The 14,984-nt window shown below is 57.0% G+C and carries 12 protein-coding genes; 2 read left to right on the top strand and 10 right to left on the bottom strand.

What is annotated here, in order from left to right; all coding sequences use genetic code 11:
* Window positions 1–35 precede the first annotated feature (35 nt).
* A complete protein-coding gene (locus ACR0IU_RS11315) occupies window positions 36–1,247 on the bottom strand; it encodes an ABC transporter substrate-binding protein (protein WP_480716320.1) in 1,212 nt (403 codons plus the stop codon).
* Between the two features lie 48 nt (window positions 1,248–1,295).
* The gene (locus tag ACR0IU_RS11310; RefSeq protein WP_480716319.1) at window positions 1,296–2,372 is read right to left on the bottom strand and encodes an ABC transporter ATP-binding protein; all 1,077 of its coding nucleotides are present in this window, start codon (window positions 2,370–2,372) and stop codon (window positions 1,296–1,298) included.
* Window positions 2,373–2,522: 150 nt separating this feature from the next.
* Between ACR0IU_RS11310 and ACR0IU_RS11305 the strand changes: the two genes are divergently transcribed.
* Together ACR0IU_RS11305 and ACR0IU_RS11300 are read left to right on the top strand one after the other, a co-directional pair.
* Entirely contained in the window at window positions 2,523–3,536 is a 1,014-nt protein-coding gene (locus tag ACR0IU_RS11305; RefSeq protein ID WP_480716349.1) for a nuclear transport factor 2 family protein, read from the top strand.
* A complete protein-coding gene (locus ACR0IU_RS11300) occupies window positions 3,533–4,402 on the top strand; it encodes an amidohydrolase family protein (protein ID WP_480716318.1) in 870 nt (289 codons plus the stop codon). Before ACR0IU_RS11305 ends, ACR0IU_RS11300 begins: the two co-directional genes overlap by 4 nt.
* Window positions 4,403–4,892: 490 nt before the next feature.
* Here ACR0IU_RS11300 and ACR0IU_RS11295 read toward each other — a convergent pair whose 3' ends face one another.
* The 8 genes from ACR0IU_RS11295 to ACR0IU_RS11260 all read right to left on the bottom strand — a co-directional run bounded on the left by ACR0IU_RS11295 (window position 4,893) and on the right by ACR0IU_RS11260 (window position 14,928).
* Window positions 4,893–5,096 (bottom strand): hypothetical protein, encoded by a 204-nt coding sequence (locus tag ACR0IU_RS11295; protein ID WP_480716317.1) that lies wholly within the window; start codon window positions 5,094–5,096, stop codon window positions 4,893–4,895.
* 528 nt (window positions 5,097–5,624) lie between these two features.
* Window positions 5,625–7,127 carry an AMP-binding protein gene (locus ACR0IU_RS11290; RefSeq protein ID WP_480716316.1) on the bottom strand — a complete coding sequence of 501 codons (1,503 nt, stop codon included), beginning with the start codon at window positions 7,125–7,127 and terminating at the stop codon, window positions 5,625–5,627.
* The gene (locus ACR0IU_RS11285) at window positions 7,039–7,884 is read right to left on the bottom strand and encodes a hypothetical protein (RefSeq protein ID WP_480716315.1); all 846 of its coding nucleotides are present in this window, start codon (window positions 7,882–7,884) and stop codon (window positions 7,039–7,041) included. The genes ACR0IU_RS11290 and ACR0IU_RS11285 overlap by 89 nt, the downstream gene beginning before the upstream one ends.
* The gene (locus tag ACR0IU_RS11280; RefSeq protein WP_480716314.1) at window positions 7,881–9,212 is read right to left on the bottom strand and encodes a hypothetical protein; all 1,332 of its coding nucleotides are present in this window, start codon (window positions 9,210–9,212) and stop codon (window positions 7,881–7,883) included. Before ACR0IU_RS11280 ends, ACR0IU_RS11285 begins: the two co-directional genes overlap by 4 nt.
* Window positions 9,209–10,309, bottom strand: coding sequence for a BtaA family protein (locus ACR0IU_RS11275; RefSeq protein WP_480716313.1), 1,101 nt, complete (start codon window positions 10,307–10,309; stop codon window positions 9,209–9,211). Before ACR0IU_RS11275 ends, ACR0IU_RS11280 begins: the two co-directional genes overlap by 4 nt.
* Window positions 10,296–12,758, bottom strand: coding sequence for a PEP/pyruvate-binding domain-containing protein (locus ACR0IU_RS11270; protein ID WP_480716312.1), 2,463 nt, complete (start codon window positions 12,756–12,758; stop codon window positions 10,296–10,298). The genes ACR0IU_RS11275 and ACR0IU_RS11270 overlap by 14 nt, the downstream gene beginning before the upstream one ends.
* The gene (locus ACR0IU_RS11265; RefSeq protein ID WP_480716311.1) at window positions 12,755–13,666 is read right to left on the bottom strand and encodes a UbiA family prenyltransferase; all 912 of its coding nucleotides are present in this window, start codon (window positions 13,664–13,666) and stop codon (window positions 12,755–12,757) included. Before ACR0IU_RS11265 ends, ACR0IU_RS11270 begins: the two co-directional genes overlap by 4 nt.
* Window positions 13,663–14,928, bottom strand: coding sequence for a hydroxymethylglutaryl-CoA reductase (locus ACR0IU_RS11260; protein ID WP_480716310.1), 1,266 nt, complete (start codon window positions 14,926–14,928; stop codon window positions 13,663–13,665). Before ACR0IU_RS11260 ends, ACR0IU_RS11265 begins: the two co-directional genes overlap by 4 nt.
* Window positions 14,929–14,984 lie beyond the last annotated feature (56 nt).

The following is a 14,984-nucleotide window of genomic DNA, read 5'->3' as shown; positions in this document are numbered from 1 at the left end:
TGGTCGGGAGGGCCGTAGCCCTCCCGCAGGAAGGATCAGTTGCTGATCAGACCGGCTTCTTTCGCGGCGGTGATGTAATCCGCCTCGATATCGGCCAGCGTGGTTTGCGCATCCTTTGCACCGGTCAGATAGTCGGCCAGACCGTTACCAAGCGAGGTGTGCATGATGCCCATCGGACCAGAGGCCGGATACGCCTTGGCACCCGCTTGTGCGGACGCCGCAGCACCGGCGGCCAAAGCCCCTGCCGAGTAGGCCGGGCTCAGCCAAACGGCGACATCGTTATTCGCGCTGACCATGTCGCTGTCCATGCCCTCCAATGCGACGCGGAACGCTGCATCAGCCTCTTCATCCGACATGTTGGCGGCCAGAACGATACCGTCCCACCAGACAGTGGTCGCAGGAACAGACGAGCCCATCGGTGCCGCAGCCATAGTCACTTTGCCAACAACCTGGCTTTCGGCCTCATCATTCATCGCGGCGGCACGGCTGGCCCACAGGTTCGCCATGGCGATCTTGCCTTGCTGGAACTGCTGCTGAACATAGGTCGAGTCTGAGACCAGATATTCTGGATCCATATACTCGGTCATGGCTTTAAGGGTCTCAAGCGCCGCAACGCCCTGCTCATTGTTGATTGCGGGCATGTTGCCATCGCCAAAGAACGCCCCACCCTCGCCGAGATACATGTTGACGAATTCCTGTCCGAGGTTCCAACCGGTCTTGAAAGTCCCACCGATCGGATAATCCATCACTCCGGCTTCTTTGATCTTGCCAGCGGCAGCCAGAACGTCACCATACGTTTTAGGCTCTTCGATGCCCAGCTTCGCCAGAACATCGTCGCGATACATCAGATGCTGAGCATTTACCATCATCGCAATGGCCATGGTTTTGCCGTCAACCTTGATCAACTGGTTGGGCAGCAAATCCTGGCCGTACTTTTCGACCAGATCGTCCAGTGGGCGGATCGTGCCCGCGTTTAGCAATGGTACCAGTGTCGCATTCGACACCCCACCGATTTGATACAGCGCGGGATCGGCAGCAAAAGCTTCCGGTTGTTTCTCGCGGAATTCCTGGTCAAGCGAGGCGCTGAAATTGCCGCATTCAGCCATCGCATCGGTGACCGCTTTCCAGGCTTCAAACCCGGCGGACAACGATTTCAGCGGTACTTCGTTTTCAAAGGCACAATCAGCCCACGCGCCAGCTGCGGCGATGGACATGGCACCTGCCATAAGGATCGTCTTGAGTTTCATGCATTTCTCCCTGTCAGGATCGGTCCGTCGTCGACGTCCGGACCGGCGTTAAGCCCGTTTGGACTGTTCGTGGGGTTGTTGCTCCCCGATCCGCGCACCGCTTTCGGCTTCAAAGAGGTGACAGATTTCTGTCGGCACCGAGAACGAGACCGGCTCGCCAATCTCGGCGCGAAAAGCTTTGTCTGCTTTGACCGACACCAGAGCGCCCCCGACTCGGACTGAGATCATGGTGGCGTCGCCCAGCAATTCCAGCGTGTAGATCGGTGCGGTGATCTGGCCCTGCCCTGTTGCAAGGCTGGCATCCTCTGCTCGGAAGCCCAGAGTCATAGGCCCGCCCGGTGCATCGACAGGAATTTCGACATGTTCGGCGCGGAACACGCCGCCCGAAACCTCGCCATCCATCAAATTCATCGCAGGTGAACCAATGAAACTGGCCACGAAAGTATTCGCTGGACGGTCATAGATTTCGGTCGGGCTGCCGACCTGCTGCACCACACCCTGCTTCATCACCACGACACGGTCGGCCAGCGTCATGGCTTCGATCTGGTCATGGGTGACATAGATGGTGGTTACCGCCAGCTCGTGGCTGAGGTTCTTAATCTGCGCCCGTGTCGAAACCCGAAGCTTGGCATCCAGGTTCGATAGCGGCTCATCCATCAGGAACACGTTCGGCTCGCGCACGATGGCACGGGCGAGTGCCACACGTTGCCTCTGACCACCCGACAATTCGGCAGGCTTCCGGTGCAGGAAATCGTCCAGCTCGACCATCGCGCTGGCACGGCGCACCTTGTCGTCATGCGTCGAGGGATCGACACCGCGCACTTTCAGCGGAAACCGGATGTTTTCATAGACGTTCATGTTGGGATAAAGAGCGTAGCTCTGGAAAACCATCGCCACGTCGCGATCCTTGGGTTCCAGATCGTTAACTACATTACCGTCGACCAGGATTTCACCCTCGGTCACGTCCTCGAGACCGGCAATCATGCGCATCGTGGTGGTCTTGCCGCAGCCTGAGGGGCCGAGCAGCACCAGAAACTCGCGATCCGCAATCGTCAGGTCGAAATTGTGAACCCCAACGAATGAGCCCCATCGTTTGCCGACGTTCCGCAATTGAATTTCCGCCATGGCGCCCCCTGCAAGGAATCATTTTGCATACGTTTGCAAAACTGTAATCCGCATATCAAATCAGGCAAGACTTTTTTGCATACGTATGCATAGATGCTGTTGGTATCCGACTCACTCTGGCCTCACGCCTCTCGTAAAACCCTGAATACAATGGTAAACACCGTGAACTTTCAGACAGAAAAAAAACTGGTCTCCGCGTTTCACACAGCCCTGGATTCCGCGACAGAGCAAGAATCCCCCAAGATGATGAGCCAATTCTGCGCCCCAGAACTGAAGTGGCGCGGCTTTCATCCATTCCACGAAATCAATGGCGCCGAACAGGTTGCCCAGCGATTCTGGCAGCCGCTAAAATACAGCCTTACCAACATGCAGAACCGTGTAGACATCCTGTTTGCAGGGCAAAATTCGCTGCGTGACGAGACTGACATTTGGGTCGTGTCCATGGGGCATTTGATGGGGCTGTTCGACCGTCCGTGGTTGGGTATTCGCCCAACCGGTAAGTTGGCATTCTTGCGATATTGCGCGTTCCACAAAGTCGCCGGTGACAGGATTGTCGAAACAGCAATGTACTTCGACATACCTCACCTTATGGTGCAAGCCAGACAGAAGCCATTTCCGCCACAAACAGCGGCGCATTTAGTGCAACCTGGACCAATGCCCCATGACGGTCTGCTATTGAACGAACAACCCGTTCAAGAAGGCAAGAAGACGCTGGCGGTCATCAATGCGATGATCTCGGATCTTGGCCAATGGGACAGTGGGGTGTCGCTTGAGGATGAATTAGCCCGAACCTGGCATCAGGACATGATCTGGTGGGGACCCGAGGGGATCGGCGCAACCTACACGATAGAACGCTATGCCAAGCAACATTCTGGACCCTTCCGTGCGGCGTTCAAAGATCGATCAAAGACCGAGCATGTCTGCCGACTGGCCGAAGGGCATTATGGCGGCTTCTTCGGCTGGCCCAACTTCACGGCAACTCCGTCGGGAGGGTTTATGGGTATGCCTGCCACTGATAAACCCAGCGAGTTTAGGGTGATCGACATCTATCGCCGCGCTGGTGACAAACTGGCCGAAAACTGGGTCTTCATCGACTTGCTCCACTTCTGGAATAGGCAAGAAATTGATATTCTGGCACGCACCACAGGGATCGAAACACCATGAAGATAGATGCGCATCACCACCTATGGGATCTCTCTGCAGCGAACTATCCCTGGCTCATGGAAAAAGGCATCGTTCGATTTTTTGGCGACCCGACTTCCATCCAGCGGGACTACTTGCTGCCGGAATTTCGCGCAGATGCCGAGGCCATGGGCTTCGCCGCTTCGGTACACATTCAGGTCGGTGCTGCTGACCCCTGGGCCGAAGCTCAATGGGTGCAATCCGTGGCGGATCAGTTCCCTGACTGGCCGTTGGTGCAAGTGGCTTTCTGCGATCTGACCTCTAATGATCTTGAAGAACACCTCGATCGTCTTCAAACCCTGCCTTCGGTGCGCGGCGTTCGTCAGATTATTGGCCGTGCCCCAGGTGAAGATGCCTCAACCGGCACGAACTCACTGCTTAAAGACCGAATGTTCTTGGCTGGTCTGAAACAACTGGGTACACGCGGCCTTTCCTTTGATCTTCAATTGCTGCCTGAACTAATGGATCAAGCTGCAGATATTCTTGCGCAAGCTCCGGAAACCCAGATTGCTCTGTGCCACGCAGGCTCGCCACATGACCGGACTCCGCAAGGCTTGCGAAGGTGGGCAGAAGAGTTGACCGCATTGTCAAGCCTGCCGCAGGTCTATTGCAAACTCTCCGGCCTCGGAATGTTCGATCACAACTGGAGCACCGAAAGTGTCGCGCCTATCGTTTCAAACTGCTTGTCCCAATTTGGCGCCGATCGCTGCATGTTCGGATCGAATTTCCCGGTCGATAGCCTCACTTCGACTTACAAGGAGGTTATTTCCCGGCACCAGGAACTCATTCCGAGCTCAATCCAAGAAGACGTGTTCCTTAGCACATCAAAACGCTTCTATCGCATTTGATGGCGGAGAAGCACACAAGCCAACGGACTTTGGCTCCATTTCAAAACAACTGCTTTGCAGTCGCGGCGAAAGGCAGCTTCCCGCCCGATTCATTGGAACAACGCATTCTGGCGCAAAAAGTACCGGCGCGGCCTGCACCGCCGCACTTGGCTTGGAAGTCTCCAATCACCTATTCGAATGGCCGATGTACAGCATCAAAATGATATGCAATTGCTCCAATCAGATATGGGTTTGCCTCCAATCAGATATTCGATTGATTGACTGAAATTTGGAAAATCTTTGAGAGACCCGTGAGTGCGGGAGTGGACACTGCAACTGATTCCGCGGATTTTCCCCCGCCCCCTCAAATGAATGCCCCCCCGGGCTGCTAAACACGAGGGGCCATTTGTGTTCTCAACGCTGCTCGCAAACTTGAACGATCGTCCTAGCCGTTGACCAGCTTGGGACTGTCCTTTGTTGCATTCGGCCAGTCAACTGAATGTTCGAGCGCTTAGATCTGATTAACAAGCATATCAGTGGATCGACACAGTGCTTTGGAGATACCATCGAAAGCCTTTCGCGATTGGGGATGCAGGTCTTGTAGTCCTCCATTGTCGAAGAAAAGTGCGTTGTCCAGCGCTACAGCCAAAGCCGCGGTTTCCATGGCCAAGCCCAGCATCTCGTCACAGAGTTGTATCGGTGAGTCAATAGTCATCTCATTTCCTTTCCGATTTGGTGTTTAAGAACCCGACTCTGGCAGAACAGCGCGCGGGTAGTTCGAGTCCAGAAACAAAAAAGAAAAGACTTCGGACATACACCATATGTTGGTCAAAATGTGGGGCAGAGAAACCTAAAATCCCAATTTTACGTATTTTACCTGATGTTGGATTTAATGTTGAACGTCACTGGTATTTGACTCAATCGGCTGTCAAAATCTCAACAAATGAAAGAACCGCGTCATTCAATTCTGACCCAAACATCAAGCATTTTTGACCCAGAACGATCAGCCTCTCATCCACGCGGCGCAAAAAACTTTGACGAGCCCAAACTGCCCTTGGATTTTCTCGCAGCTTAGATTGCCAGCTTGCAGCGGGAGAAATGGTCATTCATGTGGCGTGCAGCTATGCTGGCAGTTGCTCTTCACAAGTTGCTGGACTTTTCTACTGCTTAGCCAGCGGGCAAATACAAAACCGTGCTCGATCGCGGTTTCCCGTGCGAACACTGAAGGGAATGGTACTGTAGATCAATTATCCAAGAGGTGAGTGAGTTTTGCTCGGTCAACTTTGGATCTGTGGCGTTTGTCCATTGGGATTCTTTTCACGTGGGTCACTTTGGTAACGCCGAATTCCTGCGCCAGGCTATTCCAGTTTGACAACTGATCCTTGTCACCTTCAATACATAGAGTTGGCTTTCCGTTGAGGCTCATTAGGGCGCTGTTAGTCACGTTCGGCCATTGCCGGGCAGCTATCTCGATCGCGAACGGAAAGATGCGGCCAGTCGGGGTTGTCACATCGCTCCTCAGCCTACCCCACAACCACAAACGGCCCTGCTCATCCAACCGGCCGGCATCGCCTGTTCGATGCCAGATCGTGGTACCGTCTTTGATTTTGTTTTCTTTGGAGTGTGCGGGATCAAGATAGCCATCATTTACATGATCTCCTGCCACCTGAACTTCGTCGTCCCGAATTCGGAGATTGATGTGCGAAACCGGGCGTCCGACCAAAAGCCCCCTGCCCGCTGCCATATCGCGATAATCAACGTCCGAGATGTCGCGCGCATCAAGATGCGCAATCGGTTCCGCTTCGGTGGAGCCATAAACGCAGACCACATCCAGGCCGGACTGTTCGAGCAGCCGTCGGGTCAGGTCGGGAAAGACAGGGCCGCCGCCAGTGAAAACGGTGTGCAACTGGCCGGTATCTTTGCACTGTGCAAGCTTTTCGCACAGGGACGGCGGGATCAAAAGCCGCGTGACCTGTTGTTTCGATATCCAGCCCGCGAGTTGCTCTTGCGATAGACGGTCCAGCTTGGTCATCTTCCAGTTTGGCAGAATCGTCGTGCGTCCGGCCGCCAGGTTGATCAGAGTGAAGACCGGAAATGCGACCAGATCCCGCTCGGCCGCATCGCTGTCCAAAAGCGGCGCGATGGCGTCGTGCTGAGCCATCAGGAATGCGTGGCTGCGTGGGATGGCCTTGGCCTGACTGGTGGTTCCGGATGTAAAGGAAATAAGCGCCACATCGTTGTCTTGAACATCCACAATACTCGGCTCGCCCTGCCCTTGGCCCGGTCGTAATAAAGGCAGCCCCAAAAGCTCTGGCACAACAAATCTGAGCAGCGCAAAGTAACCCGATGCGCAGAACGCCTTGGGCCGGGTTGTTCTTGCCGCGTGACGCAACCCCGCAAGACCCATCGCAGGCTCAGGCAGAACGACCGTTACCCCCAACGACCACAAGGCTGCGAGGCTGGCATAGAGATCCGCATTGACGGGCATTGCCAGCAGAACACGGTCGCCATGGCGAAGACCCTTGCGCTCCCATTTGCTGGCCAATTGCTTCGCGCGTCCATGCAAGGCGCGGAATGTGATCTGGTGACCGGTGCCTTCTACAATTGAGATCTGGTCCGGGTGCCGCGCGACCGCATCGGCAAAATGGTCCAGCAGGTTAGGCATCCAGACGCAGCCCAAACAAGGCGTACCGCCGGAACACATATGCCCCTTCGACACCACTGCGATCAGCGGATTGATTGTCATCGTGGATCAACGCGTGGATCGCCGTATCAAAGCCCAGTTCCAAGGCGGATTTATGGAAATGACTGGCCAAGTGGCGTCCCGCACCCCGCTCCAGGCTGGCATAGGTTTTCAGGATCGCGGCTTTGGATTTCGGACCTTCTGCATAGTTCGGGATGCCAAACAAGAAACCCGCCAATGACCCGTCCGGGCGGCGGGCAAAAAAAATCAACTCGCGCTTCAGCATCGGAACAACGGGCATGTACATCGCCAGGAAATCGCGCTCGGAAATGGGTTTGTAGAACGCATTGCGCGCGAACGCCTCGACCGACAGGTGATAGACCTGCTGGAACAAACCTTCGGGATTGGTCCCGTCCCAAGGTTCGACCGTGAACGCATCGGATGCGGTCAAGGACGACCTCGCCGTTTGCGCCAAGGGAACGCGCGCTGAAAAATAGCGGCTGATGGGAGCAAAGCCCGCCGCCTTAAACACCTCGGGGTCATCTGGCTTGTTCGTCGGCTCCATCAAAAATGGGGCCGAACCGTCGCTTTCCGACACAAACCGGTAGCTGTGCCAGGTATCCCCGGACATCGGACCGATAATCCGGTCTATCCCCGTGCTGCGGACCCGTTCGACGGCCTGATGCAGAGCTTCCAAACCGGTCTTGGGCGTCTTGCATGAGAAATCGCCGATGGTTGCTGCGGGCACACCATCCCATTCGGGGCCCTGCAGATATACGGACAGTTTGGCACCGTCGGTTCGAATGCTTTCCTTCGTCATGAAATAACCCCGTCAGCGATCCAGGCGCCAATGTCCCCGGCAATGGACCAAATGTAATAGGTAAACGGCAGCAGCAGCGACAAGAGCGTGAGCCGCGAAACTCGTTTCTTTTGAAACACACGCGGATAGGCCAAAGGCACGGTCGCAGTCAATGCAAGTGTGACAAGTGACAACACCGTCAAAGGTTCAGCCCAGTTCGACTGGTCCGAGTTCAGCGAAACCGCCCAGATACGGACCAGAAACAGAACAGCGGCAGCAAGCGGAATCGCGACAGGTATGCCCTGCAACGCCATAGCCGACAGCCCCATGGCCAGTCCCATTGCACTAAGGCCAAAAAAGGATATCGCATCCCAGCCCGTTGCATTGCCCACCGCAAGCCAACCAAAACCCAAAATCCCCAGGGCGGCCACGATATCCAGATCAGGATATTTGCTGTCACACGGAGAAGCGGTGCGCGCCCAGCCATGTGCGGCCAGTACCAGGATCGGCAGGACTGTATTCTGCATTTTTGCAGCGGCCAGCATCAGAAAAACCGCAACAACATACACGCGGGTCGTATGTTTGCTCAGGCCCAGCCGGGTTCCCACCACGCCGAAACTGACCAGCGCGGCAAAGAACAAGATGGCAAGCATCGCCAGTTCCGCCAGTGAGCTGTGATAGTGGACCTTCAGGAAAATCAACAACCCGAGCGGTAGGAACAGATTGTCAAAACCGCGCCAGCTTTGCGCCTCGACCAAGGTGCCGAAACCGGCGATCATCAGGCACAGCATCATGATATTGGACGGCGGCAGTTTTGACAAAAACAGGAATCCGATGATCGCAACCAACAGCGTTACGACGAAAAATACCACCGACCCTTCCAGACTTTTGTAGCCATCTTCGACTACATACCGCTTGGTGCCATAAGTGGTCCCGGCAAGTGCGGCGGCGGCATCGGCCAGTGTCAGAACAGCGATCGGAAGCACGTAGTAGAGCGTATTTTCACCAGCCAGCAACAGACAAAGCCCGACCGAAAGCGCCAACAGGAAATCCCCGTATGACGTACGCTCGACGCTGTGAATGGCGGCCCCCAGACCTTTTGAGAAACGGGGCAAACGCAAGATCAGCATGACGATCATCGTCGCCCCGATCAGCATGTAGACCGGCCAACGATCCGGGAAAATCCACGGCAATAGCATCGTGAAAAGCCCGGTTCCAACGTGCATCAGTTTGCGTTGCACTTCGCCGCTGAGCCCGACCTTTTGCGCCAGCCGTCGGACCACTGCCATCAACCCCAGCAAGGTCAGAACAGACATCACAGCCAGCATGATCTGGGCCGCAATACTCATGCACGCACCTGTTCCACGACAAAGTCCGAGTAGAAAAAGGCCATGTCTCGGGCTTTCTGCTGATCTTCGACTGCCTGAAGGGTTTCCACTTTGCTCTGGTAGCGGGCTGGCACACGGCGGGGGGCCATCATGTTCCAATATACCAGACGGGCATTGGGCGCCGCGGCTGACAAGATGGAACCATAGACCGTGTCAAACATGTCAGGCGACATATATTCGAAAATGTCGGACAGGTTGAACCCATCGGCCTTTTCGCCGGTCGAGACAAAAACCTCTAGCGATCCTGGGCGGATATCCAGACGATCCAGACGGTCGCGGATCGTGTCATGGTGCTCAGGTCGCCAGGCCATCGGCAAGGCATCGCCGTGCGTGCCCTTCAAAATCCAGTGCAGATAGGGATTTTGCGACGGGTTCGTATCAACGCCTGCATGGCGAATACGGCGCGCCACATGCTGAGCCGGGCTGCCTTCTACGTGATCGAAAAACGCCTTGTCGCGCCCCATGCGGCCCATGACAAAGCGGGAGAAGAACAGGTTCAACAACAACCGCCACCTGAAGGTATCAAAGCGCGTATCAAAGAATTCTCCGCGCGCCTCGAGGAGGCGAGGCGCAAAGACGTCGTCAATCGTTTTTCTGGAATGCACAAACGGCAAAAGCCGGGTACGGAAGATGCGGAAATACCGTTCGAACTTGCCGACCCCGCCGATCCCGTAGCGCACCACATCAGGCGTAAGCGCGGTCCAAAAGGCGCGCGTTTCCGGATCGGTCCCCCCCAGCGCCTTTGACAGCAAATCAGCACGCCTGTCGCTGGGGCGTGATCCGGTCAATTCCAGAAACTCTGGCTGCGTCAGGGTCTGAAACGCGCCTATCCTTAGCTTGAGACAGGCAATCTGCGCCGGGGATAGATCGACAACCACAACTTTGGCCGGGTCCAGCGTCAGCATCGCCAGCGCGTTATCCCCGGCCGAACAAATCGACACAAGGGTGCCCCCAGCACAATCGCCCAGTGCGGCGGTCAGAACATCCGCGTCCTCCCACAGCTGCGCGTATCGGATGTGGCCGAAATCTGCCTTGGACTCGATTTCACTCTCCCCCATCGCACCGATCCACTTTGCCGCTTGCCCCATCAACCGAAAGCGTTTCTCCGTCCCTGATCCACTGCGTCGCCCCTTTCAGGCCGACGACACAAGGAATACCCAACTCTCGCGCCACGATGGCGGAATGGGACAGCAAGGATCCCCGTTCAACAACGATGGCCGAGGCATTCGAAAACACGGCGATCCAGCCCGGGTCGGTGTGCCGCGCCACAAGGATGTCGCCGGGTTGCAGCGCCTCGGTGCGCGGGTCACGGATCACGCGGGCCTTTGCGGTAACCTGCCCAGCCGAACAGCCCGTGCCGGTTTTCACGCGCTCCCCATCGCGTTCAGGTACTTCGGCATCCACCCAGATCGGCGCAATTGCGGGCCCCCGGATTTCGATACGCTCCGGCGGGTCCGGGCGTTCAGACGATGCACGATCTTCGCGTTGGCGTTGCGCGACGATGGCTTTGAGGTCCGGGGACAGGCTGAACCCTTCGACGGCCCCCAGAACCTCATGCGTTGTCAGGTGAAACACATCACGGGGTTCGGCCAGCAGCCCCCGTGCCGCAAGCTCGCGCCCTATCCCCAGGAAAACACGCCGGGCATGGCCGAATATCCGGGTGCGTTCAAACCGCAGGTTCTCTCGATCCCGGACACGCGCCTTGGCCCAGCCCACGATCCATTTGGACAGGTGGCGTTTCACAGGGTTGGCGGGGAACAGGGATTTCCAGTCCAGCTCACTGCCTGTATGCCTTTTGCCTTCGGGTCGGGCAGAACTGGCCGCAACCGCCATCAACAGGCTGGAGGGGTCCTCGCGCAGCGGAATGCTTTCCAGCTTCAGTTCTTCGGTGCATCGGTCGCCGAATTTATCCAGATAGGACTGAACCTCGGCCTTGATCCGGGGGTAAGGGTCTAGGGTTTCCAACCGACATTCCGCGCTGACACGATCCGCGATCCCTTCTTCGCGGACCATATGCGCCATCCGGGCAATACGCTGCGCCGGTTCGGCCGAGACGATGTCACCCTGGCCAATCATGACATCGTTATGCAGCACCAGCCCATCTTCCCCCAGCCACTTGTGCACCAAGTTGCGCGATGCGCCAAATGCGATCATGCACAGGAAATCGTTGACAAGCGGGGCGTCCCAGCGGTCCAGCAAGGTGCTTTCGATATCACGATATTCAGCGGCCAGTTCGGTTGCATTTGCAGTTTCGATGTCCAGACTACGATCCAGAACATCATACAGCCTGTCGTAGAAATTACGCCGGGTGCGTGGCAAACGCATAGCCTGCCATATCAGGCCGCACGCAACCCCAGCCAATTTCGCGTATTCCCATATCTTACGCGCGCCTTTGACGGGCGCAGGCCCGATCTGGTCGGTGATTTCAGACGGCATGGGTTCGGACACACCCATCATCGTTTCCATGTAGTCGCGATTCAGCGAAAACCCCGGCAACAGCGCCAGAGCGCGGTACCAATTGACCAGATTGTAATAGACCCGCCCATCAATGCGCCCCAGGAAGTTGTCGAAAAGGGCCGCGTTCTGCGCGACGGCTCTGTCTGATACGCCCAGAAGCCGCACAAAAGCACGATAGACCCGCCCGTAGACATGCACGGTAAAAGAGTAGGTCAACGGGCTGACCATACCCGGATAGCTTTCGACGATGTTGGAGTTGTCGAAAATGGTAAGCGCTTCATCCGGCAATGCCGCGGGCCGCAACGCGGTTGTGATTGGCCGCGCCTGAAGAATGTGCAACCCACCCGCATCGAACGCCCATTCAATGTCTTGCGGGGTGCCAAAAGCTTCTTCTGCTTTACGCGCAAGCGCTGCAACTTGAAGCGCCTGATCCGGGGTCAGGACCTGCGGCGTCGCCTTCGCGCATTCAGGGTGTCCGTTTTGGTCAATGGTCCAATCCTCACTATCAACTTCACCTGCCACCAATGCATTACCCAAACCTTTGACGGCGGACACAACCGCAGTGTTTCGTTGCCCGCTCACGGGATCAGCCGAGAACGCGACACCAGCCGCCGTTGCATCAATCATGCGTTGGACGATGATTGCCGGGGCCTCTGCCGCGCCCCCGGTTTTGATGGCGCGGTAGATGGCGATTGTCTCTTCAAACCCGGATTGCCAAACCTGTTTCGCCGCCCCCAACACGTTGCTGTTTCTGACGTTCAGAACCGAATCGAACTGACCGGCGTGGCTGTGGTCTGCCCCGTCTTCGGCTCGACCGGAACTGCGCACTGCGTATGGCCCCGGACCCAGCACGCCCAACGCAACATCCAGCGCGCCTTTCAACCCTCGTGCTGCGACCGGCCCTGTCTTGCCTTTGCGAAACGCGGCATCGGTGATGACAAAAAACGCAGGCGAGTTGAACCCGTGGCGGGCTAGGTTCGACAGCGCGGCGGCTTTGCCTCCGACCTGGCTCGGATCTGTGGCTTCGGATTGGCTGACGATAAAACTCATCTGAAAGCTCCGATCAGAAACGGCAAAAAGCCCGCTGTGGCATAGCAAAAGAACACCCAAAGCCCGGCGATCGTGTCCATTCTATCCTGCGCACTAGAGGTCGGCGCCTTGACATAACTGCGCGCGGCCAGACCGCAGGGCACCAGCGCAAGGGCCCCAATCCCGACCGTGTACCAGCCCACGCCCATCGCAAACCCCGTCCCCACCAGAAAGACAAAGGACAGGCCAACACAGCACAGCCAAACTATGGCGGCGCGGCGGTATCCCCACAGGCCCGAATAGGTATCAACCCCGTCAATTTCGTTTTCGGGCGACCAGAGCTTGCGCCCGATCTCAAGAGCGCAGCCGTTGACGAAGGACAGCACCAGAAACAACCAAAGCTGTGGCGCAGCCCCTCCGGCGGGTAGCCATTCGATGCTGGTCAGCAACAGGTCGATCAGCGGCGTGATGGCCATATGGCTGACCAGATACAGCACCGGCCGCGCCTTTAGCCAAGCGGGCGCGCCGAATTCGGCAGTCATCGCCGCAAGCCAGACCCAAACCCCCAAAAGGCACCACAGTACCGGCGGAAACCACAGCCATGCAGCGGCGGCAGCCACCGGCAGGGTGAGCAGGCCCAGCACCAGAACCTCGGTCGGGGAAACCAGCCCGCGTGGGATGGGGCGTTCGGGCCGATAGCGCCGGTCGTCTTCGGCATCCTTGAATTCGTCGCAAACGCGCATCTGGAAAAACAGCGCCATTGCCAGCACAAATCCAACCAGAAACCCGGGCCATTCGGGCAACGAGCGATCCGCAAGCCGGGCCGAGACACAGATGCTGGCCGCCGAAAACACCAGCAACAGCGGAACGGTCTTCTTCAACGGAAACCGTTCAGCCTGATAGATCCACAATCGCGCCAGCAAGGTCATCTTTGGCGGGCCAGGCTCTCGTGGGCGCGGGTGAAATGGCCCGCAGCGATTGCGGCGACAATCGAAATCTCGCCGCACAGGCAAATGGCAGCGGCCACTTCGGCCAGCGCGGTGCCATTGCCCGTGCCCTTGAGCCCCAGAATGTTCAGCGCCGCAGTTTGGCTGGGCAGGCCGGTGCCGCCCCCCACGGACCCCACAAGAATGTTCGGGAGCGTGACCGAGCAGAACAGATCATCCCCTCGGGGCTCCATCCGCGTCACACCCATCGCGCTTTCCGCGACGCAAGCCGCGTCCTGCCCGGTGGCGATGTAAAAGGCCGCAAGCCCATTGGCATAATGGGCCTGCGCCCCAAGCTGCCCAGACAGATGCGCGCCAAGATTGGCGACCCGCCCATAAGCCAGCATGGTGTCTACGGTCGTTCCAAGCGTTTTTTCCACGACCTCAGCAGGCAGGGTGACCGACGCGCTGACCTTGCGGCCACGCCCTGTCACCAACCCAAGCGCCGAGGCTTTTTTGTCGCCTGAAAAATTCCCTTCGATATACCAGTTTTCCATCGGTATCGGGCAACGGTCGACAATCGAACGGCACAACGCATCTGTGGCGATGGTTACCATGTTCTGCCCCGCCGCGTCCCCCGTCGTGTAGCGGCAAATCAGAAAAACGATATTGGTGTCGATGAACGGCTCGACCGAGATAAGCTTGCCATGCTGGGTCGTGGCTTCGGCTGCGGCACGAAGATCGTTGATATTGCTGACCACCCAATCGACGAACTGACCGGCTTTCAAAAGACCTTCGAACACAAAGGCGGGCGTGCGCAGTACACCTTCGTACAAGACGGCCGTGCTGACCCCGCCAGAACGGCCAGTTGCGAAGGCACCTCGCGCATAAGAGGCAACAAGCGCGGCCTCAGTCGTCGCCAGAGGCACATAAAAATCCCCTTTGGCGTTCATGCCGTTCATACGCAATGGTCCGACGATGCCAACTGGCACTTTCACAGTTCCAATGAAGTTCTCAATATTGGCGCTGTAGGTTTCAGAAGCTGCAACTGTCGCAGCATCAGCGATCAATGCTTGATCGGCGTCGCTTGACCTGGACTTTAGATGATCCCAGAATCGCGCAACCGTTTTACTGTCAGCCTTGCGAGAGGAGCGCAAAGGCGAAAACCCTTCGTCGCTTGGGGCCATCTGCTGTGGCGTGCGTTCAGCATCATATCGCGCTTTAATACGCCGCAGCATTTCCCGCACATGAAATGGAATGATCAAAAGTCAGCTCCGACAAACGCTGTGTAAAACGAATGCAGATTTAATTCTGCGATGGC

This window comes from Ruegeria sp. CL5 (assembly GCF_056536485.1).
This window is presented reverse-complemented; position numbering and strand designations above follow the sequence as displayed.